This is a genomic window from Rhizobium sp. WSM409, assembly GCF_057653825.1.
Genome location: NZ_CM172794.1, coordinates 3505001 through 3530305, shown reverse-complemented (window position 1 = coordinate 3530305; position 25305 = coordinate 3505001). Strand labels below are relative to the sequence as shown.

General features: G+C 61.9%; 21 protein-coding genes. 4 read left to right on the top strand and 17 right to left on the bottom strand.

What is annotated here, in order from left to right; translation table 11 throughout:
• The first annotated feature begins 168 nt into the window (after positions 1 to 168).
• The 4 genes from AC25BC_RS17530 to AC25BC_RS17515 all read left to right on the top strand — a co-directional run bounded on the left by AC25BC_RS17530 (position 169) and on the right by AC25BC_RS17515 (position 4735).
• On the top strand, positions 169 to 1152 hold the full coding sequence (locus AC25BC_RS17530) for a tripartite tricarboxylate transporter substrate-binding protein (protein ID WP_012758817.1): 984 nt from the start codon (positions 169 to 171) through the stop codon (positions 1150 to 1152).
• Positions 1153 to 1372: 220 nt separating this feature from the next.
• A complete protein-coding gene (locus AC25BC_RS17525) occupies positions 1373 to 1834 on the top strand; it encodes a tripartite tricarboxylate transporter TctB family protein (RefSeq protein WP_012758816.1) in 462 nt (153 codons plus the stop codon).
• A gap of 9 nt (positions 1835 to 1843) precedes the next feature.
• Positions 1844 to 3349 carry a tripartite tricarboxylate transporter permease gene (locus AC25BC_RS17520; protein ID WP_012758815.1) on the top strand — a complete coding sequence of 502 codons (1506 nt, stop codon included), beginning with the start codon at positions 1844 to 1846 and terminating at the stop codon, positions 3347 to 3349.
• A gap of 216 nt (positions 3350 to 3565) precedes the next feature.
• On the top strand, positions 3566 to 4735 hold the full coding sequence (locus AC25BC_RS17515; RefSeq protein ID WP_012758814.1) for a M20 aminoacylase family protein: 1170 nt from the start codon (positions 3566 to 3568) through the stop codon (positions 4733 to 4735).
• A gap of 137 nt (positions 4736 to 4872) precedes the next feature.
• Here the strand turns inward: AC25BC_RS17515 and AC25BC_RS17510 are convergent, their stop codons facing one another.
• From AC25BC_RS17510 to AC25BC_RS17430, 17 genes are all read right to left on the bottom strand, one after another.
• Positions 4873 to 5718 carry a metal ABC transporter permease gene (locus AC25BC_RS17510; RefSeq protein WP_012758813.1) on the bottom strand — a complete coding sequence of 282 codons (846 nt, stop codon included), beginning with the start codon at positions 5716 to 5718 and terminating at the stop codon, positions 4873 to 4875.
• Positions 5715 to 6575, bottom strand: coding sequence for an iron/manganese ABC transporter permease subunit SitC (sitC, locus tag AC25BC_RS17505; RefSeq protein WP_012758812.1), 861 nt, complete (start codon positions 6573 to 6575; stop codon positions 5715 to 5717). The genes AC25BC_RS17510 and sitC overlap by 4 nt, the downstream gene beginning before the upstream one ends.
• Positions 6572 to 7474 (bottom strand): manganese/iron ABC transporter ATP-binding protein, encoded by a 903-nt coding sequence (locus AC25BC_RS17500; RefSeq protein ID WP_128438521.1) that lies wholly within the window; start codon positions 7472 to 7474, stop codon positions 6572 to 6574. Before AC25BC_RS17500 ends, sitC begins: the two co-directional genes overlap by 4 nt.
• Complete coding sequence (locus tag AC25BC_RS17495; protein WP_012758810.1) at positions 7471 to 8403, bottom strand: metal ABC transporter substrate-binding protein; 933 nt, start codon at positions 8401 to 8403, stop codon at positions 7471 to 7473. The genes AC25BC_RS17500 and AC25BC_RS17495 overlap by 4 nt, the downstream gene beginning before the upstream one ends.
• A 374-nt stretch (positions 8404 to 8777) precedes the next feature.
• The gene (locus tag AC25BC_RS17490; RefSeq protein WP_128438520.1) at positions 8778 to 10559 is read right to left on the bottom strand and encodes an adenine deaminase; all 1782 of its coding nucleotides are present in this window, start codon (positions 10557 to 10559) and stop codon (positions 8778 to 8780) included.
• Positions 10556 to 11476: a nucleoside hydrolase gene (locus AC25BC_RS17485; protein ID WP_012758808.1), complete on the bottom strand. Its 921-nt coding sequence runs from the start codon at positions 11474 to 11476 to the stop codon at positions 10556 to 10558. Before AC25BC_RS17485 ends, AC25BC_RS17490 begins: the two co-directional genes overlap by 4 nt.
• Positions 11477 to 11583: 107 nt before the next feature.
• On the bottom strand, positions 11584 to 12627 hold the full coding sequence (locus AC25BC_RS17480) for a LacI family DNA-binding transcriptional regulator (RefSeq protein WP_012758806.1): 1044 nt from the start codon (positions 12625 to 12627) through the stop codon (positions 11584 to 11586).
• A gap of 174 nt (positions 12628 to 12801) precedes the next feature.
• Entirely contained in the window at positions 12802 to 14235 is a 1434-nt protein-coding gene (locus tag AC25BC_RS17475; protein ID WP_012758805.1) for an efflux transporter outer membrane subunit, read from the bottom strand.
• Between the two features lie 150 nt (positions 14236 to 14385).
• Entirely contained in the window at positions 14386 to 17496 is a 3111-nt protein-coding gene (locus AC25BC_RS17470) for an efflux RND transporter permease subunit (RefSeq protein WP_012758804.1), read from the bottom strand.
• A 48-nt stretch (positions 17497 to 17544) separates the two neighbouring features.
• On the bottom strand, positions 17545 to 18756 hold the full coding sequence (locus tag AC25BC_RS17465) for an efflux RND transporter periplasmic adaptor subunit (protein ID WP_012758803.1): 1212 nt from the start codon (positions 18754 to 18756) through the stop codon (positions 17545 to 17547).
• A 168-nt stretch (positions 18757 to 18924) separates the two neighbouring features.
• Positions 18925 to 19527 (bottom strand): TetR/AcrR family transcriptional regulator, encoded by a 603-nt coding sequence (locus AC25BC_RS17460; protein WP_012758802.1) that lies wholly within the window; start codon positions 19525 to 19527, stop codon positions 18925 to 18927.
• Positions 19528 to 19737: 210 nt separating this feature from the next.
• The gene (locus tag AC25BC_RS17455) at positions 19738 to 20682 is read right to left on the bottom strand and encodes a phosphoribosylaminoimidazolesuccinocarboxamide synthase (protein WP_113548269.1); all 945 of its coding nucleotides are present in this window, start codon (positions 20680 to 20682) and stop codon (positions 19738 to 19740) included.
• A gap of 84 nt (positions 20683 to 20766) precedes the next feature.
• Positions 20767 to 22512 carry an SLC13 family permease gene (locus tag AC25BC_RS17450; protein WP_128438519.1) on the bottom strand — a complete coding sequence of 582 codons (1746 nt, stop codon included), beginning with the start codon at positions 22510 to 22512 and terminating at the stop codon, positions 20767 to 20769.
• A 103-nt stretch (positions 22513 to 22615) separates the two neighbouring features.
• Complete coding sequence (locus AC25BC_RS17445; protein ID WP_128438564.1) at positions 22616 to 23302, bottom strand: phosphoribosyltransferase; 687 nt, start codon at positions 23300 to 23302, stop codon at positions 22616 to 22618.
• A 14-nt stretch (positions 23303 to 23316) separates the two neighbouring features.
• The gene (locus AC25BC_RS17440; protein WP_012758798.1) at positions 23317 to 24123 is read right to left on the bottom strand and encodes a pseudouridine synthase; all 807 of its coding nucleotides are present in this window, start codon (positions 24121 to 24123) and stop codon (positions 23317 to 23319) included.
• Positions 24124 to 24281: 158 nt separating this feature from the next.
• Positions 24282 to 24488 (bottom strand): hypothetical protein, encoded by a 207-nt coding sequence (locus AC25BC_RS17435; RefSeq protein WP_012758797.1) that lies wholly within the window; start codon positions 24486 to 24488, stop codon positions 24282 to 24284.
• A gap of 140 nt (positions 24489 to 24628) precedes the next feature.
• The gene (locus tag AC25BC_RS17430; protein WP_011653302.1) at positions 24629 to 24967 is read right to left on the bottom strand and encodes a hypothetical protein; all 339 of its coding nucleotides are present in this window, start codon (positions 24965 to 24967) and stop codon (positions 24629 to 24631) included.
• Between the last annotated feature and the right edge of the window lie 338 nt (positions 24968 to 25305).

The window sequence follows — 25305 nt, the reverse complement described above, 5'->3', positions numbered from 1 at the left end:
GAGCCGTTTGTTTCCGAATCGACCCATGCTGCATCGCACTCTGGCAAAATCGTCTTTCGAAAGCGGCTGCAATGATTGCGGGTCGATTTTTCCCGGCGGCAAATAGGTGATCCGAACCGGCGCGGAGGATGTGTCGGCGGGCTTGCTTATTTCATCAGGGAGGAAACGATGAAAATTCTAAAGGCCATGCTCGGCCTGACCGCGGCTGCTGCGGTCTCACTTCTCGCCAGCGTCGCTTCGGCGCAGACCTATCCCGAACGCACCATCACCATGGTCGTGCCGTTTGCGGCCGGCGGCCCGACGGATACCGTTGCGCGCCTGGTCGCCGAATCCATGTCAAAGGATCTCGGCCAGCAGATCGTCGTCGAAAATGTCGGCGGCGCCGGCGGCACGCTCGGCGCCGGCCGCGTGGCGAGTGCCGATCCCGACGGCTACACCATCCTGCTGCACCATATCGGCATGGCGACCAGCGCCACGCTCTACCGCAAGCTCGCCTACGACACGCTCGGCGCCTTCGATTATGTCGGCCTCGTCACCGAGGTGCCGATGACGATCGTTGCCCGCAAGGACATGGAGCCGACCGACCTCAAGGGGCTGATCGACTACATCAAGGCCAACAAGGACAAGGTGACGGTCGCCAATGCCGGCATCGGTGCGGCTTCGCACCTCTGCGGCATGATGTTCATGAGCGCCATCCAGACGCCGCTGACGACCGTTCCCTATAAGGGCACCGGCCCTGCCATGACCGATCTGCTCGGCGGTCAGGTCGACGTCATGTGCGACCAGACGACCAACACGACGAAGCAGATCCAGGGCGGCACGATCAAGGCCTATGCCGTGACCTCGCCCAAACGGCTCGACGTTATGAAGGACATTCCGACGGCCGTCGAAGCCGGGCTGCCGGGTTTTGAAGTCGGAATCTGGCACGGCATCTATACGCCGAAGGGCACGCCGCCTGAGATCAACGAACGTCTGTCGAAGTCGCTGCAGGTGGCGCTGAAGGATCCGAATGTCGGCGCCCGCTTCGCCGAGCTCGGTACGGCGCCATCCTCTGACGCCGATGCGACGCCGGCGGCGCTGAAGGCCAAGCTCGAAAGCGAGATCACCCGCTGGAAAACGGTGATCGAGGCCGCCGGCGAATATGCTGACTGAGGCTTGTCCTCGTCCAGGATATGCCGAAAGAGCCCCTCACCCCAACCCTCTCCCCGTGAACGGGAGAGGGGACTTGCGTCACCCAACGGCGGCAAGGGGCGAAGGGCTTGCAGCATTTTCCCTTCTGCCCGTTTATGGGGAGAAGGTGCCGGCAGGCGGATGAGGGGCTAGCTCCTTTGTGACGGCGTTACACGAACAATCTCCAACCCCAGGAGACACCATGAAGTCCATCAGTTTCGATACGACCAATGCGATCTGCGGCGCGCTTTTCGTCGCGACCGGTGCTTTCTTCGCCATCCAGTCGCTGGGGCTCGACCTCGGCACGGCAGTGCGCATGGGCCCCGGTTATTTTCCGCTGGTGCTTGCCGGCGTGCTCGTGCTTCTCGGCGCGATCATCTTCATTCAGGCGCTGCGGGTCGAGGGCGAGCCGATCGACCCGTTTGCCTGGCGCGGCATGCTCTTCATCCTGCCGGCACCGGTATTCTTCGGGCTGACGGTGCGCGGTCTCGGATTTGCACCGTCACTGTTCCTCACCGCCTTCATCGCCTGCTTCGCATCGCAAAAGATGAACGTGTTCCTCGCGATCGTGCTGTCGCTGCTGCTGACGATCTTTTCGGTTGGGGTCTTCAGCTACGGGCTCGGCCTGCCTTTCGAGCGCTTCGGCCCCTGGGTCCGGTTCTAGGAGACGATGATGGATCTTTTCAGCAATCTCGCGCTCGGCTTTGCAACAGCCGGCACTCCGGAAAACCTGTTCTTCTGCCTGATCGGCGTGCTGCTCGGCACGCTGATCGGCGTGCTGCCCGGGATCGGCGCCACGGCGACGATCGCCATGCTTTTGCCGATCACCTTCCAGCTTGAACCGGTCTCCTCGCTGATCATGCTCGCCGGCATCTATTATGGCGCCCAGTATGGCGGCTCGACGACGGCGATCCTGATCAACATGCCGGGCGAATCCTCCTCTGCCGTCACCGCGATCGACGGCTACCAGATGGCCCGCAAGGGCAGGGCAGGCGCAGCGCTTGCCATCGCAGCATTGGGTTCGTTCTTTGCCGGCACTGTGTCAACCTTTCTCGTGGCGATCTTCGCACCGCCGCTGACCGCAATCGCGCTGCAATTTGGTTCGGCGGAATATTTCTCGCTGATGATCGTCGGTCTCGTTTCCTCGATCGCTCTCGCGCACGGTTCTGTCGTGAAGGCGCTGGCGATGGTGGCGCTGGGGCTGCTGCTCGGTCTCGTCGGCACCGACATCTATACCGGCACGCCGCGCTTCACGCTCGGCATCCGCGAATATGCTGACGGGCTGAACTTCGTGGCGCTTGCCGTCGGCGTGTTCGGAGTGGCGGAAATCCTGCGCAACCTCGAAGGCGAGTCGACACGCACGGTGCTGATGGCCAAGGTCACCGGCCTTTTGCCGTCCCGCCAGGAATTCAAGGAGATGATCGCACCGGTCATTCGCGGTACGGCGATCGGTTCGGCGCTTGGCATCCTGCCGGGCGGTGGCGCCATCCTTGCCTCCTTCGCCTCCTATACGGTGGAAAAGCGGATGTCGAAGACGCCGGAGGAGTTCGGAAAGGGCGCGGTTGCCGGCGTCGCAGGACCGGAATCGGCCAACAATGCCGGTGCGCAGACCTCGTTCATTCCGCTCTTGACGCTCGGCATTCCCGCCAACCCCGTCATGGCGCTGATGGTCGGGGCGATGATCATCCAGGGTATCGTGCCCGGTCCGAACGTCGCCACCGAGCAGCCGGCGCTGTTCTGGGGCATCATCGCCTCCATGTGGATCGGCAACCTGATGCTGGTCATCCTCAACCTGCCGCTGATCGGGCTCTGGGTGAAACTCCTGACCGTGCCTTACTACGTACTCTTCCCGATCATCATGGCCTTCTGCTCGATCGGGGTCTACAGCGTCAACGCCAACGTCTACGATCTCTACGCCGTCGCCTTCTTCGGGCTCATCGGCTATGTGCTGGCAAAGCTTCGTTGCGAGCCGGCGCCGCTTCTGCTCGGTTTCGTGCTCGGGCCGCTGCTCGAGGAAAACCTCCGGCGCGCCATGATCCTGTCGCGCGGCGATCCGACGACCTTCGTCACGCGGCCGATCAGCGCCACTCTTCTCGCCATTGCTGTCGCCGTGCTGATCGTCGTCTTCCTGCCGAGCGTCAAGAAGAAGCGCGAGGAGGTGTTCGTCGAAGAAACCTAGAGCATGATGCCGAAAAGTGTGCGCGGTTTTCGGACGACATCATGCTCTAACTCCTTAATTGAGAACAGGATTCAGATTTTAGTCCTAGCCAAAAATCATCCTGTTCCGGGGGTTGAACTTACGGTCTGGTTGATGAACAACAGATAATCTGACGCGGGCGCCAGTTGGGCGCCCGTTTCGCTTGACAGGATATCCAGGCCCCAGGAGCATTGCCCAATGAGCATTCCCGCCCGGATCAGCGACGATCTGCCGTTTCTCACTGCCCTGCGCCGCGACCTGCACGCCTATCCCGAACTCGGTTTCGAGGAGGAGCGCACCGCCGGTATCGTCGCGACGCTTCTCGAAGAGGCTGGTATTGCGGTGCATCGCGGGCTTGGCGGCAGCGGCGTGGTCGGTACGCTGCAGATCGGCAACGGCACGCGCAGGATCGGGCTGCGCGCCGACATGGATGCGCTCGCCATGCCTGAAACGGCGGAGCGATCCTATAAATCGACCGTGCCCGGAAAGATGCATGCCTGCGGCCATGACGGCCATACGGCGATGCTGCTTGGCGCCGCGCGACATCTTGCGGCAACGCGGGATTTTTCCGGCACGGTGCATTTCATCTTCCAGCCGGCCGAAGAAGGGCGAGGCGGAGCAAGGCGCATGGTCGAGGAGGGGCTGTTCACGCTTTTTCCCTGCGATGCCGTCTACGGGCTGCATAACATGCCTGGGCTTGCGGTGGATGAGATCGCCGTGGTCGAGGGACCGCAGCTTGCCTCCTCCGACAGCTGGCGCATGACCTTCCGCGGGGCCGGCACGCATGGCGCCAAGCCGCATCTCGGCCGCGATCCGATCACAGCCGCCGGCACCTTCCTGTCATCGCTGCAGACGATCGTCGGACGGGTGGTCGATCCGCTGCAGCCGGCCGTCGTCAGCGCCTGTTTCCTGCAGGCGGGCGACCCGAAGGCTCTGAACGTCATTCCTGACATCGTCGAGATCGGTGGCACGGCGCGGGCCTATTCGCCCGATGTGCGCGACCAGTTGGAGACCGAGATCGGACGATTGGCGCATGGCACGGCGGCCATGTACAGTATCGCTGTGGACTATGCATTCGAACGGCGGATTCCGCCTGTCATCAACGACGCGGATGCGACCGCACGGGCGTTGGCAGTGGCCGGCTCGGTCTTCGGCGGGAAGGTGCAGACAAGCTTTCCGCCGTCGATGGCAGGCGACGATTTTGCCTTCTTCGCCCAGAATGCGCCGGGTTGCTACGTCTGGCTCGGCAACGGTCCGGCGGTGGATGGGGCGCTGCATCACAACACGGCCTATGACTTCAACGATGAAGCGCTTGGATATGGGGCGGCCTATTGGGTGGCGTTGGTCGAGCGGGAGTTGAAGGTTTGATTATCTGCTGCCTAATTGCCCAAACCGGAATCGATTTTAGGAATTAGGCAGCAATTCAAAAGCGCCCGTTGCGCGCCTCTCTGCATTCTGCGTTGGTCAACAACTGCCTTCCGTGCAGCGACATTCGCCAATGTCCATCAGTCTACCGGCGATTCTTCAACCCGGGCCGTCCCGCGCGTGGCATGGATGAAGGCGAGCACGAAGCCGATCGCCAGCACAAGCACGATGGTCGGCGCCGGCGCGCTGTCGATGAAGAAGGACAGGTAGACGCCGACAAAGGAACCGATCACGGCGATGGCGACGGAGAGGAGCAGCATCGTGCTGAACTTGCGGGTGAGCAGGAAGGCGATGGCTCCCGGCGCAATCAGCATGGCGATCGAAAGGATGATGCCTACCGCCTGCAAAGCACCGACGATCGTCAGCGAGATGAGGGCGAGAAGGCCGTAATGCAGTAGGTTGATCCTGAGGCCCACCGCTCTCGCCTGGGCGGGGTCGAAGGCGTGCAGCAGGAAGTCCTTCCATTTCACACCAAGAATGGCGGCCGTGATCGCAGCGATGACGGCCGATTGCCCGATGTCGCGCCAGGAGACACCGAGCATGTCGCCGAACAGGATGTGGTCGAGATGCACGTCGGACTGGATCCTGACATAAAGAACCAGGCCGAGCCCGAACATGCCGGAGAAAACGATGCCCATCACCGTATCCTGTTTGATACGGCTGTTATCTTTCAGGAAACCGGTGGCGACAGCGCAAAACATGCCGGCCGCGAAGGCGCCGACCGCGAAGGGTATGCCGACGATATAGGCGATGACCACGCCGGGGAAGACGGCGTGGCTGATGGCGTCTCCCATCAGAGACCAGCCTTTCAGAACCAGGAAGCAGGACAACAGCGCCATCGGAATTGCGACCAGCACCGAGATCACTAGCGCATTGACCATGAAGCCGAACTGGAAAGGCAAAAGAAGCGTCTCGACCATGTTCATGGCGCTGCCTCCAGCGCCTGCGCAGCGCGTCTACGTGCCGCCAGCATGCCGTGTTTGGGTGCGAAGAAGAACGCGATCAGGAAGATTGCCGTCTGCAGCACGACGATGATGCCGCCGGTTGCGCCATCGAGGAAGTAACTTGCATAAGCGCCGACGAAACTGGTCATCGATCCGATGATGACCGCGATCACAAGCAGCCGCGGGAAGCGGTCGGTCAGCAGATAGGCAGTTGCCCCGGGCGTTACCACCATGCAGATGACGAGGAATGCACCGACGGTCTGCAGCGCCGCGACGGTTGAGGCAGACAGCAGCGTGAAGAAAATGACCTTGAGAACGGTCGGATTGAGACCGATCGATCGGGCATGGCTCTCATCGAAGAAAGTGACCATCAGGTCCTTCCATTTGACGAGCAGGACGGCGAGCGACACGAAGCCGATGATGGCGAGTTGCAGCGTATCCTCGGGCGTGATGGCGAGAATGTTGCCGAGTACGATCGTCTGGATGTTGACCGCCATAGGCTTGAGCGAAACCATGAACAGGCCCAGCCCGAAGAAGGAGGAGAAGATCAGGCCGATGATGGCATCTTCCTTCAGCTTGGTGCGCTGGTTGAGGAAAAGCATCGCTGCGGCAGCGAGCCCTCCGGAAAAGAAGGCTCCGATCGAAAAGGGAAGTCCGAGCATATAGGCGCCGGCAACGCCGGGAACGATCGCGTGCGAGAGCGCGTCGCCGATCAGCGACCAGCCTTTCAGCATCAGATAACAGGAGAGGAAAGCGCAGACGCCGCCGACAAGGGCGGACACCCACATGGCATTGAGCATGTATTCATAGGTGAAGGGCTGCAGGAGGTCGTCTATCATTCCCGGCCCCCGTTGCCACTATCGGGCCTCCGGGCAGTCGCTCTGCCACCCTGCAGAATCAGGGGGCGCTCATCATCAGTTATGACGCCGATCGACGTTGGCCTGCCGTTCTGCGCTTCGCTCAACACGAAATGTCGCAGCACGCCGCCAAATGCCTTTTCCAGATTTTCCTGCGTAAAAGTCTCGACGGTCGGGCCGTAGGCGAGCACCGTGCCCTTGATCAGGATGGTCCGGTCGCAGAACTCCGGCACGGAGCCGAGATTGTGGGTGGAGACCAGCATGACGCGGCCTTCATCCCGCAGTTCGCGCAGGAGCTTGATGATCTGGTCCTCGGTCTTTACGTCGACGCCGGTAAAGGGTTCATCGAGCAGAATGACCCGGCCGTCCTGCGCCAGTGCTCGCGCCAAGAAGACCCGCTTCCGCTGGCCGCCGGAGAGTTCGCCGATCTGGCGCTTGCGGAACTCGCTCATGGCGACGCGGGCGAGCGCGGCCGCCACTGCCTCGTGGTCTGCGGCCTTCGGGATGCGCATCATGCCCATGTGGCCGTAGCGGCCCATCATCACAACATCCTCGACCAGCACCGGGAAGTTCCAGTCGACTTCTTCCGATTGCGGCACATAAGCGACGAGGTTCTTGCGCAGCGCCTCTTCGACCGGGATGCCAAGCACGCGAATGTGGCCCCTGGCGAGACGCACGAAACCCATGATCGACTTGAAGAGCGTCGACTTGCCGGAACCGTTGACACCGACCAGCGCGGCGATCGTGCCCGTGGGGATCTGGAAACTCGCGTCCCTCAGGGCTGTATGTCCGTTGCGGTAAGTGACGGTTGCGTCCTTCACCGTGATCCCCGATCCCGCATCCGAGGATGCGGGCCGGACAAGATTGCTAAGCTCAATCATTGCGACAACCCATCGGCAAGACCCTTCGCAACGGTATCGGAGGTCACGCGCAGAAGATCGATATAGGTTGGCACCGGGCCGTCGGCTTCGCTCAACGAGTCGACATAGAGGACGCCGCCATAATGCGCGCCGGTTTCGCGCGCCACCTGCCGGGCCGGTTTATCGGAAACGGTGCTTTCGCTGAAGACGGTTGGAATCTTGTTTTCCTCGACCGCATCGATCACCTTGCGGACCTGCTGGGGCGTGCCCTGCTGGTCGGCGTTGATCGGCCAGAGATAGAGTTCCTTCAGCCCGAAATCGCGTGCAAGATAGGAAAAGGCGCCCTCGCTCGAGACCAGCCAGCGCTTGTCCTCGGGAATTTTGTCGAGGGTGGCGCGGATCGGAGTGATCGTCGCTTCGATCTTCTGCTTGTAGGCCTCGGCGTTAGCGTTGTAGGTCTCCGCATTCGCCGGATCATATTTTGCGAAAGCATCGCGGATATTGTCGACGTAAATCAGGGCGTTCTTCGGCGACATCCAGGCGTGGGGATTGGGCTTGCCTTGGTAGGGGCCTTCCGAGATGCCCATCGGTTCGATGCCATCGGAGACGACGGCACCGGGGACGTCGTGCAGGTTCTGGAAGAACTTTTCGAACCAGCGCTCCAGATTGAGGCCGTTCCAGAGAATGAGCTGTGCACCTTGGGCCCGCTGGATGTCACCCGGCGTTGGCGCATAGTTGTGGATCTCCGCGCCCGGCTTGGTGATCGATTCCACGATCGCGGCATCACCGGCCACGTTTTTTACCATGTCGGCAATCACCGTGAAGGTCGTCACCACCTTGAACTTCGAATTGGTTGTCTGTTGGGCAGCGGCGGGAAAGGCAACCAGCACGGCCGCGAATGCCACCCCTATCATTCCGGCCAGGACCGACCGTCTTTCCCTATAGAGCATATATTTCTCCTCTTGCTGCTATTACGACCGAATTGCAAAAGCTGTTGAGGGTCGAACAAGTTGCGATTCAGAATGATTTGCAAAAAATGCTTGACGACCCTTGCTTCGACTATTGTGCAATTAAGAATGATTTGCAACAATCATCCGAACCGGGGGCCGAAAATGCCGGTAGCAGGACCCGACGGGCTGGCTGCGATCAACCTCATCGAACACCCATACCGGGATTTGCCGTAACGGTGCATGGTTCGATCGGTTAGGCGTTTGGGGGCACACGGCACGCTTGCTGGCGGAGCCGCGCTTTCCTCGGCTTACAAGATCTCAGAGCATGATGCCGAAAGGGAAAGCGGTTTTCGGACGGCATATGCTCTCACTATCTAACTTAGAACAGGATTTTCCAGCACCTTGCCGGTCACCACATCGGCAATCCCACGATCGGTCTGGTGCGGGCCGATATTGCAGGCGAGTGTTGCGCCGAAACAGGCCTTGAAGACCCGATAGGGCGGCTTCCAGTTGACGATTTTTTCCATCGCCTTGCGGATGCCGGCGAAGGCCAGGGCGGTGTCCTGCAGCGATGCATCCGTCACCAGGCCGGAGAGCGGCAGCGGCAGGAGTGCCTCGATCCTACCGTCCTTGGCGACCGCCATGCCGCCGCCGGCTGATATGACGGCGTTGGCGGCGAGCGCCATGTCGTGCGCATTGTCGCCGAAGACGGTGAGGTTGTGGCTGTCATGCGAAACGGTAGTACAGAAGGCGCCGCGCCATTCACCCCAGCCGGTGAGGAAGCCGATGCGCGGGGTACCATCTGCTTTGCCGTGGCGATGGACGACTGAAATCATGGCGCTGCCGGCCGGCGGCACGACGAAGCCGTCCCTGACCTCGGTTTCGGCCTCGCCCCATTGCGTGAAGCGCGGGCGGTCGATGGTGGCGACGCGGACGCGCTCGCCCTGCGCCGGAATGCGGAAATCATTCTCGGTCAGCCGCGGCAGCTTCACCGAATTGACAAGCGGCGCCGTATCAATCTGCTTGACGGCCACCTGCATGCTGCCGTTGCGGGCGACGAGGCGGCCGCCTGATATCACCTGCCGCGCCCGGAATTCCGCGAGGTCTTCGAAGAGCACGATATCGGCGCGGCGGCCGGCAGCGAGGAGGCCGAGATCGGAGCGCTTCAGACGTTGTGCAGCGTTGAAGGTCGCGGCACGGATGGCCCATTCCGGCTTCATGCCGTAGCGCACCAGGCGCCTGACGACGTCGTCGAGGCCGCCGCCTTCCTGGAGTTCGTCCGGAAAGACGTCGTCGGTGCAGAGCGTGACGGTCGGAGGCAGGTGGCCGAGACCGTTCAGCACCTCGACGAACTCCCGCAGCAGATGGTCGTGAGAGCCGCGCAGCTCGATCGCCAGGCCGGCGAAAAGCTTGGCGAGGAGATCGGCGCCGGAGGTAAGTTCGTGGTCGGAGGTGATACCCGATGCCATGAAGGCGTTGAGATCGGCGCCTTCGAGGCCGCGGGCATGGCCGCAGACGAGCTTGCCGGCGGCAAGGCCGGCATTGACGATGGCAGTCATGCGCGGATCGCCGTCGATGACGCCGCGCATGTTCATGACTTCGGCGACGCCGCCGATGGCGGAGGAGTGCAGCATCTCGGTGATCATGGAGGCATCGAAATCGGCGCCGGCAAGTTCCAGGCCTGGCGCGGAGGGCACGCAGGAGGGCGCGAGAAGGATCATCCGCAGAGGCAGAGAGCGTGCCGCCTCGATCGCCCAGCGCACGCCGTCGAGCCCATGGACGTTGCCGAATTCATGCGGATCCCAGACGATCGTGGTGACGCCGCGTGGCAAGACAGCGCTCGCATATTCGGCCGGTGTCACCATCGAACTTTCGATGTGCATGTGCGTGTCGATCAGGCCGGGCGTCAGGATGCTGCCCGCCGCATCGATGATCTCGACGGCATCCGTGCGGCTTGCCGGCGCATGAACGCTTGATATCAGCGCGCCGACGAGGCCGATATCGGCTTGCCGGATCAGGCCCGTCACCGCATCGAGCAGCCGGCCGCCGGTGATCAGCATGTCGAAAGGGGCGTCGCCGCGCGCAGCGGTGACGGCGCGGGCCCGCAAGGCAGGATCGTTGAGATCGGCGGGTTCTTGGCGAGCGGGGACGTTCATTTGCGGGCCTCGTTGACCAGGGCAGCGAGAATGATGACACGCGCCATGTCGGCATCGATGTCGGCGGCGAATTGCGCATTGAAGGTCGCATGCGTGGCGCGGGTCTCGACGACGGTACGGCCGCGGGTCAAGGCGCCCTGCAGCTCGACGTCGATACGGGCGGGGCGGAAGTTGACGATATCCGGAGCGACGAAGGCGACGGCGGCGCAAGGATCGTAAATCGCCATGGCCGGGCGGCCGCGACTGGTGCCGATGCGGATATAGCCCGAAAACATATCGGCGATCAGCTCGGCATTGGCGCCGCCGGCATTGCGCACCGGCTCGGCGTCTTCGGGCCTGGCCAGTACCTTGCGGCATAGGTCGAGATCGACCATGCGCAGCGGCAGGCCATGGGCGATGATGATCGACAGGGCCTCGGGATCGGCGAGCGCGTTGAACTCGGCGGAGGCCGTATGGTTGCCTGACGTGACACCGCCACCCATCCAGACGAGTTCGGTGATGCGGGCAGCAAGATCCGGCCGGGCAAGCGCCACAGCGGCGATGTTGGTCAGCGGGCCAAGCGCCAGGATGCGGTGCTCGCCTTGGCGCTCCAGCCAGCGGCAGAGTGCCGCGAAGGCATCGCTTTCGGCAAGGGCGGGAGCCTTGGGCAGGCTCCTACCTAATGTCGGGATGCCGGTTTCGCCGAGGATCGCCTGAGCAGTTTCGAGCTTGCCGAGCACGGGCGTGGCGCGGCCAGTGTGAATGGGGAATTTCCAGCCGAAGGCGCTGGCGGCGCCGGCGGCGTTTATCCTCACCTGCGCCAGCGGCGTATTGCCGAAGACCAGCGATAAGCCGTCGATCTCGAATTCAGACTGTGCCACCACCATAATGGCGGCGATGTCGTCGAAGCCCATGTCCGTGTCGATCCAGACGCCCATGATTTCACCCGAACTGTTTGAGGCTTGCCGCGCCGGCAACCGGCAGATCGAAGGCGAGCGCCGTATCGAGGAGGGGGGCTGCCCAGGCAATGAAAGCTTTTTTCATCTTACATGTTCTCCATCTCTGAAGTCTTTTGTGCCGGTTTCGCAGGCCCGGATGATTGGCGGACGACTAGCTGCATGGCGACGCGTTCGATCTTCGCGGTAACGAGCACGCCCTCCCGGATGCTGCTTGTTCTTATGGTATCCACCAGCGCGGACACCGCAATTTCGGCAATTCTATCCATGTCCATCCGGACCGTCGTCAGCGACGGCGTAACAACAGGCGACCAGATGAGGTCATCGAAGCCGGCGACACTGACGTCAGTGGGAATGTTGATGCCCGCCTGCTGCAACTCCGTCAGCGCCCGCAGCGCCTGCAGGTCGGAGAGGGCTGCGAAGGCGGTGAAACCTTGGCCGACTTTTTCGGCGAGGCCGAGCGGGCAGCCGCTGCCGTTCTCCTGCTCCAACCTGTCGATCCACAGCGTTTCCGAATGCATGCCCGGGCGCATGCCGGAGCGAATGCCGCCGGCACGGTCGTTCTGGACGTTGGATTCCTGATTGTTGCCGATGATGAGGATACGGCGATGGCCGAGGCCTGCGAGATGGCCGGCGATTTCATGGCCGCCCTGCCAATGGTCGGCGGCAACGGTGTTGCCGGGCGTCGAGGGAGTGTCGATGACGGCGACCGGACAGGCGGCGGACGAAATGCGGGTGGCGCGGCGGGGAATGACGACCATGCCATCGACGCCGCGCTCGACCAGCCGGTTGATAGCCTCGGTCTGGGCGGCGACATCACCGCGGGAATCGGCGATCAGCACGCCGTAACCTGCGGCGGAGGCAGCGAATTCGATCGCCTGCGCAATCTTCGGGAACAGCGGATTGGCGATATCGGGCAGCACCAGGCCGAGAACGCCGCTGCGGCCGGTCCGCAGCGCCCGCCCGGCCTGGCTCGGGACGTAACCGAGCTCGGCTGCATGCTCGCGGATTCTTTCAACCAGTTGGCCGGAAACCCGGCCCTTGCCGGAAAGCGCATTGGAGACGGTGGCGACGGAGACGCCGAGCGACGTTGCTATCCTGCTGAGGTTCGGTCCCGGGCGCGGTGCTGCCATGATTGACGATCACCTTGATTAATCGTTTAATCAAAGTGATAGCTCAGCTTATCCCGCCTGTCGAATCCGAATTCATCTTATCCGCAGTTATTCGGCTACGGCACGCGGCGGATAAGAAAAAGCCCCGCGAGACAATCGCGAGGCCTTGTACTTTCAGATCGATTGAAGAAGTTGTCAGCCCTTGACAGCCACAACCTTCACCGCCGGTGCGGTGGTCTTGCCGCCGGGGGCGAAGCCGCCGCCGACTGCGATGTTCAGCGACACGTAGTCCTTGGCCATCTGCTGGACGGCTGCGGCAAGGCTTGCCTGGGCGAGCGAAACCTGGCGCTGGGCGTCTAGAACGTCGAGCAGCGAAGAAGCGCCGTCCTTGTAGGATGCGGTCGAAAGTTCGAGCGTTTCCTGTGTGGTCTTCACCTGGGCTTGAAGCGCCGAAACCGTGCGGGCGTCGCGCCGGACAGCCGAAAGTGCATTCTCGACCTGTTCGATCGCGGTCAGTACCGTCGACTTCCAGTTGAGATAGGCCGCTGCGGCATTGGACTGCGCCGTCTTGACGCCGGCGCGCAGGGTACCGCCATCGAAGATCGGCAGGTTGAGGGTGGGGCCGAAGGACCAGGGCGTCAGGCCGCCGTGGATGCCACGCTGGTTGATGTAGGCCGGCGAGATCGAGCCGCTGAGCGAGATGCTCGGATAGAGCTGCGCCTGGGCGACGCCGATCTGGGCCGTTGCAGCTGCGAGGTCGCGTTCCGCCACACGGATGTCGGGACGGTTGCGGATCAGGTCGGCCGGGATGCCGGAGGTGATGCCGCCGCGGAATACCGGCTGGCCATAGCCCTTCAGCAGATCATCGACAAGGGTTGCAGCCGGCAGGCCGAGCAGCGTGGCGATGTGATGGGCCGAAATGCGGATGTTGGTTTCGAGGCCGGGAATTTCGGCGAGCGTCGACTGCACCAGGCCCTCGGCCTGAACGACGTCGAGCCGCGAGGCGGCGCCGGCTTCCAGCTGGAACTTGGTCAGTTCGTAGGTTTCCTGACGGGACTTCAGGTTGGCCTTCGAAAGCGCCAGGCGCTGCTGATAATAACGAACGTCGATATAGCTGGAGACGAGGTCCTGCACGAGGGTCAGCTTGGCAACGTCTGCCGATGCGTAAGCAGAATCGAGCGAAGCGAGAGCGCTCTCGGTGTTGCGCTTGTAGAGGCCGAAAATATCGAGCAGCCAGGTCAGCTGTGCTTCGCCGCCGCTGGTGTTGCGCGTGTCGAACTGCGTGCGCAGCTCGCCCTTCTGGCCGCTGACCGTGTGCGAGGCGCCGACGGTCAGGTTCGGCAGGGCGCCGGCTCCTGCGACGGTGACGTTGGCGGAAGCCGCATTGATGCGTTCGATCGCCTGCTGGACTGACAGGTTCTGGTCGAGGCCGGACTGGACGAGGCCGTCCAGCTTGCGGTCTCTGAAGGCGCTCCACCAGGCTACGGTGGTAACATCGCCATCACTCTTGGTTCCACCCTCTCCGAATTTGGCGGGCAGCGGCATCTCAGGAGGAACATGATCCGGGCCCACAACGCAGCCCGACAACAATAACAATAATGCCGGTGTGGCAAAACGAAGAGATACCATTCATTTCATCCTGTACTCGAGCAAGTCAATTCTTGTCCAAAGCTTCATGCTTCACTATCGGCCGCCGCGCCTCGTTCTACCAAAAACACCATTCCGAAGCAGTCGGGCGCAATGTAGCAACGGCAACAGCATTATCACAGTGCATTTATATCACAGTCCTGCCGCATTTTTGCCGCGTGTGGCAAAGATGCGTCGGATGACGACGAAAAACGACGGCACGAAGAAAATTCCGAGCATTGTCGCCGCCAGCATGCCGCCGAGAACGCCGATGCCGATGGCATTCTGTGCCGCCGAGCCCGCGCCTGTCGCGATCGCCAGCGGCACGACGCCGAGAATGAAGGCAAGCGAGGTCATAATGATCGGCCGCAGGCGCAATCTCGCCGCTTCCAATGTCGCCTCGTAGAGCCCCATGCCGCTTTCCATGCGGTCCTTGGCGAATTCGACGATCAGGATGGCGTTCTTCGCCGCCAGCCCGATAGTGGTCAGCAAGCCGACCTTGAAATAGACGTCGTTCGCCTGGCCGAAGAGGGTTGCCGCCGTCAGCGCCCCGAGGATGCCGACAGGCACCGCCATGATCACCGAGAAGGGGATCGACCAGCTTTCGTAAAGCGCTGCCAGGCAGAGGAAGACGACCAGTACCGAGATCGCGTAGAGCATCGGCGCCTGCGAACCGGACAGCCGCTCCTGATAGGAGATGCCCTGCCAGGCGACCGTATAACCGCCGCCGAGCTGATTGGTCAGTGCTTCCATTTCGTTCATCGCATCGCCGGAAGAAACCCCGGGTGCGGAAGCGCCGTCGAGCGGAATGGCGCTGACGGCGTTGAAGCGGGCAAGCGAGGGCGCGCCCTTCACCCATTCCGTGCGGGTAAAGGCGGAGAAGGGCACCATTTCGCCGTCATTGTTGCGGGCGTACCAGTGGTTGAGGTCGCTCGGCTGCATGCGGAAGGGCGCATCGCCCTCGACGTAGACCGGCTTGATCTCGCCGTTCAGCGTGAAGTCGTTGACGTCACGGCCGGTGAAGATGATCGACAGCATCGAATTGACCGAGGCGATGTCGACGCCCATGGCGCCGATCTTTTCCTGATCGAGCACGATGCGCATCTGCGGCTCGACTTCCTTGTTGCTGCTGCGCAGCGCCACGATCTTGCCTGAGCTATTGCCCATCTGGATCAGCCGCTTGGAGGCGGCCGTCAGGGCGTCATTGCCGTGGCCGCCGGTGTCGACGAGATACATGGAGAAGCCGCTCGACACCCCGAGACCCTGGATCGCCGGCGGCAGCAACGCGAAGACCTGCGCCTCGCGGATCGCAAAGAAATTGCCAAGCGCACGGTTGACGACTGACTGGGCGCTCAGCGTCGGATCGGTGCGCAGCGAGAAATCCTTGAGTTTGGTGAAGACGATGGCGCTGTTCTGGCCGGAACCGCTGAAGCCGAAGCCGAGCGCGCCGAACACGGAATCGACGGCGTCCTTCTCGTTTTCACGATAGTATTTCTCGACCTTTTCGACGACTGCCTGGGTCTGCTGCGTGGTCGAGCCCGGCGGCGTGGTGACGATGGTCAGCAGCACGCCCTGGTCTTCCTGCGGCAGGAAGGAGCTCGGCAGGCGGGTGAAGAGATAGGCGCAGCCGGCGCCGACCAGAAGGAAGACCAGCATGACGCGGATCGGACGCTTCAGCAGATAGCCGATGGTGGTGATATAGCCGTTGGTCGAGCGCGTGAAGTTGCGGTTGAACCAGTCGCCGACGCGGTGCTTCCTGTGTTCGCCGACCGGCTTCAGCATCGTGGCGCAAAGTGCGGGCGTCAGCACGAGGGCGACGAGCGCCGACAGCAGCATGGCCGAGACGATGGTGATCGAGAACTGGCGATAGATGATGCCGGTCGAACCGCCGAAGAAGGCCATCGGAATGAAGACGGCGGTGAGGACGAGCGCGATGCCGACGATGGCGCCGGTGATCTCGCCCATCGATTTTTCCGTTGCCTCGAGCGGCGAAAGCTTTTCTTCGGACATGATGCGTTCGACGTTTTCGACGACGACGATGGCATCGTCGACGAGAAGGCCGATCGCCAGCACCATGGCGAACATCGTCAAGGTATTGATCGAATAGCCGGTGACCGCCAGCACCCCGAAGGTGCCGAGCAGCACCACGGGAACCGCAATCGTCGGGATCAGCGTCGCCCGGAGATTCTGCAGGAAGACGAGCAGCACCACGAAGACGAGCACGATCGCCTCGATCAGCGTGTGCACGACCTTCTCGATCGACAGTTCCACGAAGGGCGTGGTGTCGTAGGGATAGGTGATCTCGACACCTGCCGGCAGGCCGCGGCCGATAACCTCGAGCGCGGAGCGCACACGGGCGGCGGTATCGATGGCGTTGGCGCCAATTGCAAGATTGACGGCGAAACCGGTCGACGGCTGGCCGTTGTAGCGCGAACTGCCGCCGTAGCTTTCCTGCCCGATCTCGATGCGCGAGACGTCGCTCAAGCGCACCGTCGCGCCGTCCTTTTCGACCTTCAGGATGATGTGCTCGAAATCGGCGACGGTGGTCAGCTGGCTTTGGGCGGTGATGGTGACGTTGATCTGCTGGCCGGGGATCGTCGGCTGGGCACCGAGCGAACCGACGGAGACCTGGGTGTTCTGCGCCTGGATGGCTGACGTCACGTCGCTCGGCGTCAACTGGTATTTCAGCAGCTTGAACGGATCGAGCCAGACGCGCATGGCGTATCCTGAACCGAAGACATTGATGCTGCCGACGCCTTCCAGGCGCTGGATCTGATCCTCGATCGAGGTCGACATGATATTGCCGAGGTCGACAGAATTGCGCTTGCCGTCGGTCGAAACGAGCGAGCCGACGAGAAGGATGCTCGAGGTCGAGCGGGTGACGCTGATGCCGGCATCGATGACGTCGCTTGGAAGCTGCGACTGAACCAGCTGCAGCTTGTTCTGCACCTGCACCTGGGCGATATCGGGGTCGGCGCTCGTTCCGAAGGTGAGCTGGATGCTGGCCGAACCCGTCGATGAGGTCGAGGTCATGTAGGTGAGGTCGTCGAGGCCGGTCATGCCGTCCTCGATGATCGTCGTCACCGATTTCTCGACAGTCTCGGCGCTGGCGCCGCGATAGGTGGCGTTGATGCGAACCGTCGTCGGGGCGATGTCGGGATATTGCGAGATCGACAGCGTGAAAATCGCCAGCAGGCCGGCGAGCATGATGGTGATCGCAATGACCCAAGCGAAAATCGGACGTCGGATGAAAAACTTGGCCATCGGTTATTCCTGTGCGGCTGAGACGGTGACGATGCGGGCCTGCAGCGATTACTTCGCTGCCGGCTTCTGCGCGTCACCGGCCGCGGGCTGCTCGGCAGGCATGACCACGCCGGTGTCGTTGATCTTCATCGGGACCGGCTTCACCGGCATGCCTGAAGTGATCGATTGCAGGCCGCTGACGATCAGCTGATCGCCGTCCTTGATGCCTTCGGTCACGAGCCAGGAATTGTTGGAGGGCGAGCTGTTCTCGAAGGCGCGGGTTTCGACCTTGCCGTCGGCGGAAACGAATTGTGCCGTCAGCCGGCCGTTGGCGTCACGGCTCGTCGCCAGCTGCGGCAGCGCATAACCGGCCTCGGCGCCGAGCTCGACGGTTGCGCGGACATACATACCGGGCAGCACGATACGGTCGGGATTGGGAAAGAGCACGCGGATGATGAAGGTGCCTGTGGTCTCACTGACCACCTGCTTCGACATGTCGAGCTTGCCCTGCTGGTTGTATTCCTTGCCGTTTTCGAGGATCAGATGGAAGACGACATTGGCTTCACCCTTGATGTCGCCGGCGGCCATCGCATCGCGCAGCTTCAAGAGGTTGGTGCTCGATTCCGTCAGCGAGATGTAGATCGGATCGAGCTGGCGGATCGTCGTCAGCGCCGTCGTCTGGTTGGCAGAGACGACATTGCCGACATTAACGGCCGTCTGGTCGATGATGCCATCGAAAGGGGCGACGATCCTGGTGTGGTCGAGGTCGATCTGTGCAGCGGACAGCGCGGCCTTCGCCGACTCGACTTCGGCCTTGGCCTGGAGCAGCGTCGTCTTGGCCGTTTCGAATTCGATCTGGGTGGCGCCGCTGCCGACGAGGCGCTGGTAGCGGTCGAGATTGCTTTCAGCGCTCGGCACGCTCGCCTGCGCCTTGGAAATCGCCGCCTTGGCCTGCTCGACGGCAGCGATATAGGGAGCATCCTCGATCTGGTAGAGAAGATCGCCCTTCTTGATTTCGCCGCCTTCCTTAAAGGCGATCTCGCGGATCAGGCCGCTCACCTGCGGCCGAATATCGGCGGTCTGAAAGGTCTCGGCGCGGCCGGGCAGGATCGTGGTGATCGGGAAGGTGCCCTTCGTCAGCGCGATGACGCCGACGGGGGCAGCCTGCTGCGCCGCGCCTGCACCCGCATTGCCGGCGGGCTTGGAGCCACTGTCGCTGCAGGCGGCGAGAAGGGCTGCGAATGCCAGGGCCGAGGAGATGAGGAGGGCACGCCGTATCATGCTGAATTCCTGTGCGGTGGCAATCGCCGTTCAATCCACGAGCTCGGCCCACGGGCTCGGCTTGATCGAGCGCAGGCTTTTATAAGCGTCAGGATTGGGTTGGCTTCAAATGCCGTTATCCGAATTTAAGAAAAGCTTTACGAAGTGACGTAATTCAGCAATCATCACTTAGCAAGCGCTATTTTGCAGTGCGGCATGGACGAAACACACGATTTTTTCGGCGCGGTGCACGAGCGTCTCCTTGTCGTCGCGAGCGATCAGGACAGGGTGCAGCACGCAGGCCAGGACATCTGCCACCGTATGCGCCGCGCTTTCGGGATCGCGGCAATGATAACTTCCCTCCGCCATGCCTTCGCGGATGATCTCGCCGAGCTTTGCCTCGATGCGGGCGCGATAACGATTGCCGGCCTCGAGTTTGGCTTCGATCGTCGAAAGCACCATTTCGAAGATATAAGGGTTCTTCTGGATGTCCTGCAGGTGGCTTTCCAGCAGGCGCAGGATGAAGCGGAGCAGTTGTTCCTTCGGCGGCAGCTTCTCATCGAAGGCGGCGAAGCGCTCGGCAGCATCGTCGAGATGGCGTCCTGCGATCGCATCGACGAGCGCCACCTTGGAACGGAAATGCTTGAAGACATTGGCGGGCGACATGTGGAGCGCACCGGCGATATCGGCGATCGACACCGCAACGAAGCCGCGCTCGCGAAACAGCATCTCCGCCATGGAGAGAATGTCTTCCCGCGTTTCCTCGGCCTTGCGTCTTGGCCTTCTTACCATCTGTTCCCCGCCGGGCTGAGCCCGATACCCCTTTTTTTCGATGCTAGCGCATAACCCCGAAAATCGGAATCGATTTTCGGAAAGGATTATGCGCCAATTCAAAGTGATAGAGCGTCCTTAGCGCGTCCTGTTGGACGCTCGGCGCTCTAGCGCGATTGGGCGAAACGCCGCAAGCCGGTGAACAGCTTGGCGGCCTTCGCGTTCGCCTTTTCAAGGAAAATAGCGGGCGAGGTTGCTTCGGACACGGGCAAGCGGCGTCTCGCCGCTATCATCGGGAACGAAGCGCTCGCCGGTGATCGACTCGTAGGCTTTGATGTAGACGGCCGAGGTCTGGTCGATCAGTTCGGCGGGGATTTCCGGGATTTCGTCCTTATAGGGATCGCAGCGCTCCGCCACCCAGGCGCGGACGAAATCCTTGTCGAAACTTTCCGGGCGTTTTCCGGCGGCAAAGCTTGCCGGATAGCTTTCGGCAAGCCAGTAGCGGCTGCTGTCCGGCGTGTGGATCTCGTCGGCGAGGATAATGTTGCCGTCACCATCGGTGCCGAACTCGTATTTGGTATCGACCAGGATCAGCCCGTTTTTCGCCGCCATCTCCTGGCCACGGGCAAAGAGGGCGAGCGCATATGTCGACAGCGTCTGCCATTGTTCATTCGTGAGAAGGCCACGCGTGACGATTTCGGCCGGGGTCAGCGGCTCATCGTGGCCGCCGTCGAATTCCTTGCTGGTCGGCGTGATGACGGGTTCCGGCAGGATCTGATTGTCGCGCATGCCGTCGGCCAGACGCATGCCGTACATCTCGCGTTCGCCCTTCTTATAAAGCGTCAGGATCGAGGTGCCGGTGGTGCCGGCGAGATAACCGCGCACAACGATCTCGACCGGCAGGATGTCGAGCCGCTTGCCGATGACGACATTCGGATCGGGATAGTCGAGAACGTGGTTCGGGCAGATGTCCTTCGTCGCCTCGAACCAGTAGCGGGCCGTCTGCGTCAGTACCTCGCCCTTATAGGGGATGCAGGTCAGGATGCGGTCGAAAGCGCTGAGCCGGTCGGTGCTGATGATGATGCGGCGTCCGTCCGGAAGATCGTAATTCTCGCGCACCTTGCCGCGATAATAGTTCGGCAATTCCGGGAAATGGGCTTCGGAGAGAATTCGCACGGCGCTCGACTGTCCTTAATTATTGGGTGAAGACTTCCTGCTCTAGTTTCATTGCTGGGGAAGTCAAGCCGATCGGGTATCGCATCACAGCCAGAACAGACCGGTAAGAAGCAGGGCGAGGCCGTAACTTGCGACGGCAAGCGGCCAGCCGGCGCGCAGGAAATCGCCGAAGCGGTAACCGCCGATGCCCATTGCCAGCGTGTTGTTGTGATGGCCGAAGGGCGTCAGGAAATCGAGCGACGCACCGGCGGCGACCGCGATCAGATAGGCGTCCGGCGCATGCCTGCCGGCTCTTGCGAATTCCAGTGCGATCGGGGTCAGGACGATTGCGACCGTCGCGTTGTTGACAAAAGGCGTCAATGCCATGGCCAGGAAAAGGATGAGGGCGATGCCGAAGAGCGGATGGGTGATCGGCACGACGAGGCTGAGCCAGCCGGCAATGGTTTCGGCCGCTCCGGTGGTCGCCACCGCTTGGCCGATCGGGATCATCGCCGCCAGCATGATGATGATCGGCCAGTTGAGATCGGCCATCGCCTGACGGATGTTGAGGTGATTGAGCAGAGCGAGCACGAGCACGACGCCGGCAAAAGCGACGTCGGGACGCAGGCCGGACGCCGAGGCGGCGACGCCGCAGGCAAAGAGCGCGAAGGGCCGCCAGGATAGGAGCGGCGCCGGTTCGCTCGGTGCTGTCGAGGCGAGCGGCAGGCACTCGCTTTCCTCTAACGCTTCGCCGACTGCAATGCGCGGCCCCTCCAGCGTCAATATATCGCCGATCGACAATTGCAGGTCGAGGAAGCGGCCCTCGATGCGTAGCGCGCGCATGGAAAGGGCGGCGACCGCGATGCCGCGATGGTGGAAGACTTCGAGCGAGCCGACGCGCGAACCGACCAACGTGCTCTCCGGCATCACGACGGCTTCGACACGGGTGAAATCCGGCTGCAGGCCATGCGGATGGGCATCGGCGATCAGCGCCTGCGTGGCGGCAAGGCCGGCAAAGACCGCATCGGCGCCTTCGGCAAGCAGCACGTCGCCGGGTTCGATCACCGACTGGTCGAGCGGACCGAAGACGAAACTGTCGCCGCGGATCAGCGCATGCGGCTTGATGCCGAAACGCACCGGGCAATCGGAAAGTCGCACACCGATCAGCGGCGAGACGTCAGGGATGCGACGCTCGACGACGATGCGGCGCGCGGCCGGAGAGATTTTTACCGGTGTTTCGTCGGGTTCCGGAAACAGGCGCTGCACGCGAAAGGCGATGAGCAGAATGCCGGCGATGGCGATCGGCAGGCCGACATAGGCGAAATCGAAGAAGTGAAAGCCGGTTCCGGTCGCCTTGGCGAGCGCATCGCTGACGAGCAGGTTGGCCGGCGTGCCGATCAGCGAAACGAGGCCGCCGAGCAGGGCCGCGAACGAGACCGGCATGACGAGCTGGCGGCGGGGGATCGTCAGGACCGTGCCGAGACGTAGCGCGACCGGTAAGGTGATCGCAAAGGCGCCGATATTGTTCATGAAGATCGACATGAAGCCGGCAAGCGCGGACGTGCAGGCGATGACGGTGAAGTCCCTGGGTCTTGCTGCCGCGAAACGGGCAGCGAGACTGTCGAAGAGCTTGGCGCGCGCCAGCACCTGGACGATCAGCAGGATCTCGACGACGGTGATGACGACGGGACTGGCGAAGCCCGTGAAGATCTGATCGGCGGGATAAAGGCCGAGCGCATAACCGCCAAGCAGGCCGGCGATCGAGACGACTTCGATGCGGATGCGATTGAGCGAGAAGAGAATGAGCATCGCCAGCAGAAGGATCAGCAGGGATGCTTGCTCGAACGACATGGGCAGATCCGTTGTTTCATCGATCAGGCGGGACTGTAATCGTTCCTCATGCGCTGTACAGAGGCGCCTTCAGGCAAAGATTGAACAATCCTCATATCTCGCGTCAGGCTGGTGGTGCCTGCCATCGGCCCTTGGCGTTCCGCTCCAGAATGGGGGTTGCGAAGACGCCGACGGTGCGCGCGCTCCATTGCGGCCCGGCGGCTGCGAGGCTTTCGCGCCAGCGCTCCGATTGCAGCATGGCTGCACCAATGACGACGGGTTCGATGCCGCAGCCTGTCAGTAGATGAAGACCGGCAACGATCGAGGCGCCGCTGGAAATGACGTCATCGATGAGGGCGACACGCCGTCCCTGAAGCAGCGGCAGCATGCGCGGATCGATATAGAGGCGTTTCTGCTGTGTCGGCGTGGTGATCGAAGACAGGGCGACGGAGAGCTCGTCGCGATACCAGAATTTGCGCGAGGTGCCGAGCGGAACATAGCGGCCATGGCCGAGCTTCTGCGCCACGGCGGCGGCCAGCGTCAGGCCGAGCGTCGGCAGGCCGGCGACGACGTCGATGCGCATGGGCCTGATCTTTTCGGCGAGGCTTTCGGCGAGCGCATCGAGCACGGCGAAGCTCGCCTGGTTGACGATCAGCGAGGCGAGGGCGCGGTCGCCATCCGCCAGCTCACGGATCGGCAGGCGAAGCTGGCGGCCGTCTTCGAGCGTGGCGACATAGAAGGAGGTGAATTCACCATTGCCGGCAAAGGTGCCGGGCGGGTGAAGCTCCTGCCAGAAATCATGCGGCGCCATCTCCGTCACAGCGGTCAATTGCGTCTCGTCCTTTCCATGCCGGTTTTCCGGCGCAGTGCCTGCAATTCCGGTTCGGTCAGCGCACGCACGGCGCCTTTCGGCAATTCGCCGAGTTCGAGCCCGCCGATTGCGACGCGCACGAGGCGCAGGCATTCGGTTCCGAGCGCCTCCAGCATGCGGCGGATCTGGCGGTTGCGGCCCTCGTCGAGCTCGACCTCGATCCATGAATTCCTGTCGCCCTGGCGCAGGCGCCGCGCGGCGGTCGCCGTCAGCAGCTCGCCGTCGTGGCGGATGCCCGCTGTCATCGCGGCAATGTCCTCGTCGTCCATGATGCGGTCGATCTGGACATGATAGGTCTTCGTCACATGCGTGACCGGATCGAGCAGGATCTGGGCGAATTCGGTGTCGTTGGTGAAAAGCAGCAGGCCCTCGCTCGCCTTGTCGAGCCGGCCGACCGGAGAGAGATGCGGGATGTCGAAATCCCTGAGGCAATCATAGACCGTCGGCCTGCCTTCCGGATCGTGGCGGGTGGTGACGAGACCGCGGGGCTTGTTGAGCATCAGATAGATTTTCGCTTCGGCAGCGATGACAAGGCCGTCGATGCTGATGCTTGCCGTGGCAAGATCGACCCATGCGGAGGCATCGCTGACGGTTCGGCCGTCAACCGCAACACGATTTTCGGCGATCAGGCGTTCGGCCTGCGTGCGGGAGCAATAACCGAGCTTGGAAAGGGCACGGGGAAGGGTGACCCGTTTGGCCGCGGCGTTATCGGCGGGCTTTGTCCGTTCACGCGTCTTGTGCGGTGGGCGCCGCTCCCTCATCTGCCATCCTTATCCTGCTTTTGATGCCGTTTTCTTGGCATGAACGACAGAAGGATGCCAGCAGCGTGAATAAAAAACGAGGGGAATAACAGGCGCTGCAAAAAGGGCTCAGCGCTTTGGATAAAGCGCCGTCGCGGCTTTGTTAGGGTGGCGCTGCCTCAGCGGCAGACCATGAAGCCGGCCAGTTCCTTGCGGCTGACGACGATACCGGCGGCGGCCTTGACCGGGTCCGGATGTGTGTAGGACAGACTAGGCATTTCCGGCAGATCGAGTGCCTGGCGCATATTCATAATGCCGACCGCATAGCGGCCATCGGCGCTGTCGACACTGACTTCGATAATGCAGTTGGCCCTCTTGTTTTCCATGGTAGTCCTCCCTTCGTTTTTTATGTTCCCATAGCTGGCATTAAAAATTGGTTTTTCTAAGACATAAGCATTTACGCACCCTGCCGAAAAACGGATCGGCGGGTGCGCAAAAGACTGGTTTATGGGTGGATATGGCGTGTTCAGCGCCACCAATGGCGAGGCTGCGGCTGCGGACTGCCGGAAAGCAGGTATCCGGCAAGGAAGCCAATGGCGCCTGCAAGCACCAGGGCAGTGGTCGTTGCAGTTGGATGCTCGCGGGCAGCGTCGGCGGCAGCCACACCTTCGGCCCGGATCTGGGCGACGGCGTTCTTTGCCCGGGGCAGGGCTTCGTCATAGACCTTGCCGGCGCGGCCACGCACTTCGTAATAGGCTTCAGCGCCCTGAGCGGAAATCATCTTCTGCAGGCGCGAGACTTCCTGTTGGAGTGCGGCGATGTCCTTACTGACAGATGCTCTGATATCATCGGTATTGGCAGCCATGTCGGTCTCCTTCCTTCAATGGGAAAGACAACACCCAACTCGGTGATAGGTTCCGAAATCTCAGCCGCTGATTTGTGACGGAAATTTAAAGCTTGCCGGTCGGAGGCGCTTTAATCCTCCGTTAACCATAATTTCGCGCAAGATCCTGTTTTCTTATGATCTTTCGGGGGTCGAGAACGACTTGCCGATGGATTTTTGACCAACTGATAAAGGAATTTTCGGGAATGCGTCCCGAAAGGGCGCCCTGTGGATAATATCGACCGGCAAAAATGCCAGCCGAATCAACCTGTTACAAAAATGTCAAAAAACTTTGGTTGGGTGTGTTGACTGTTCTCCTG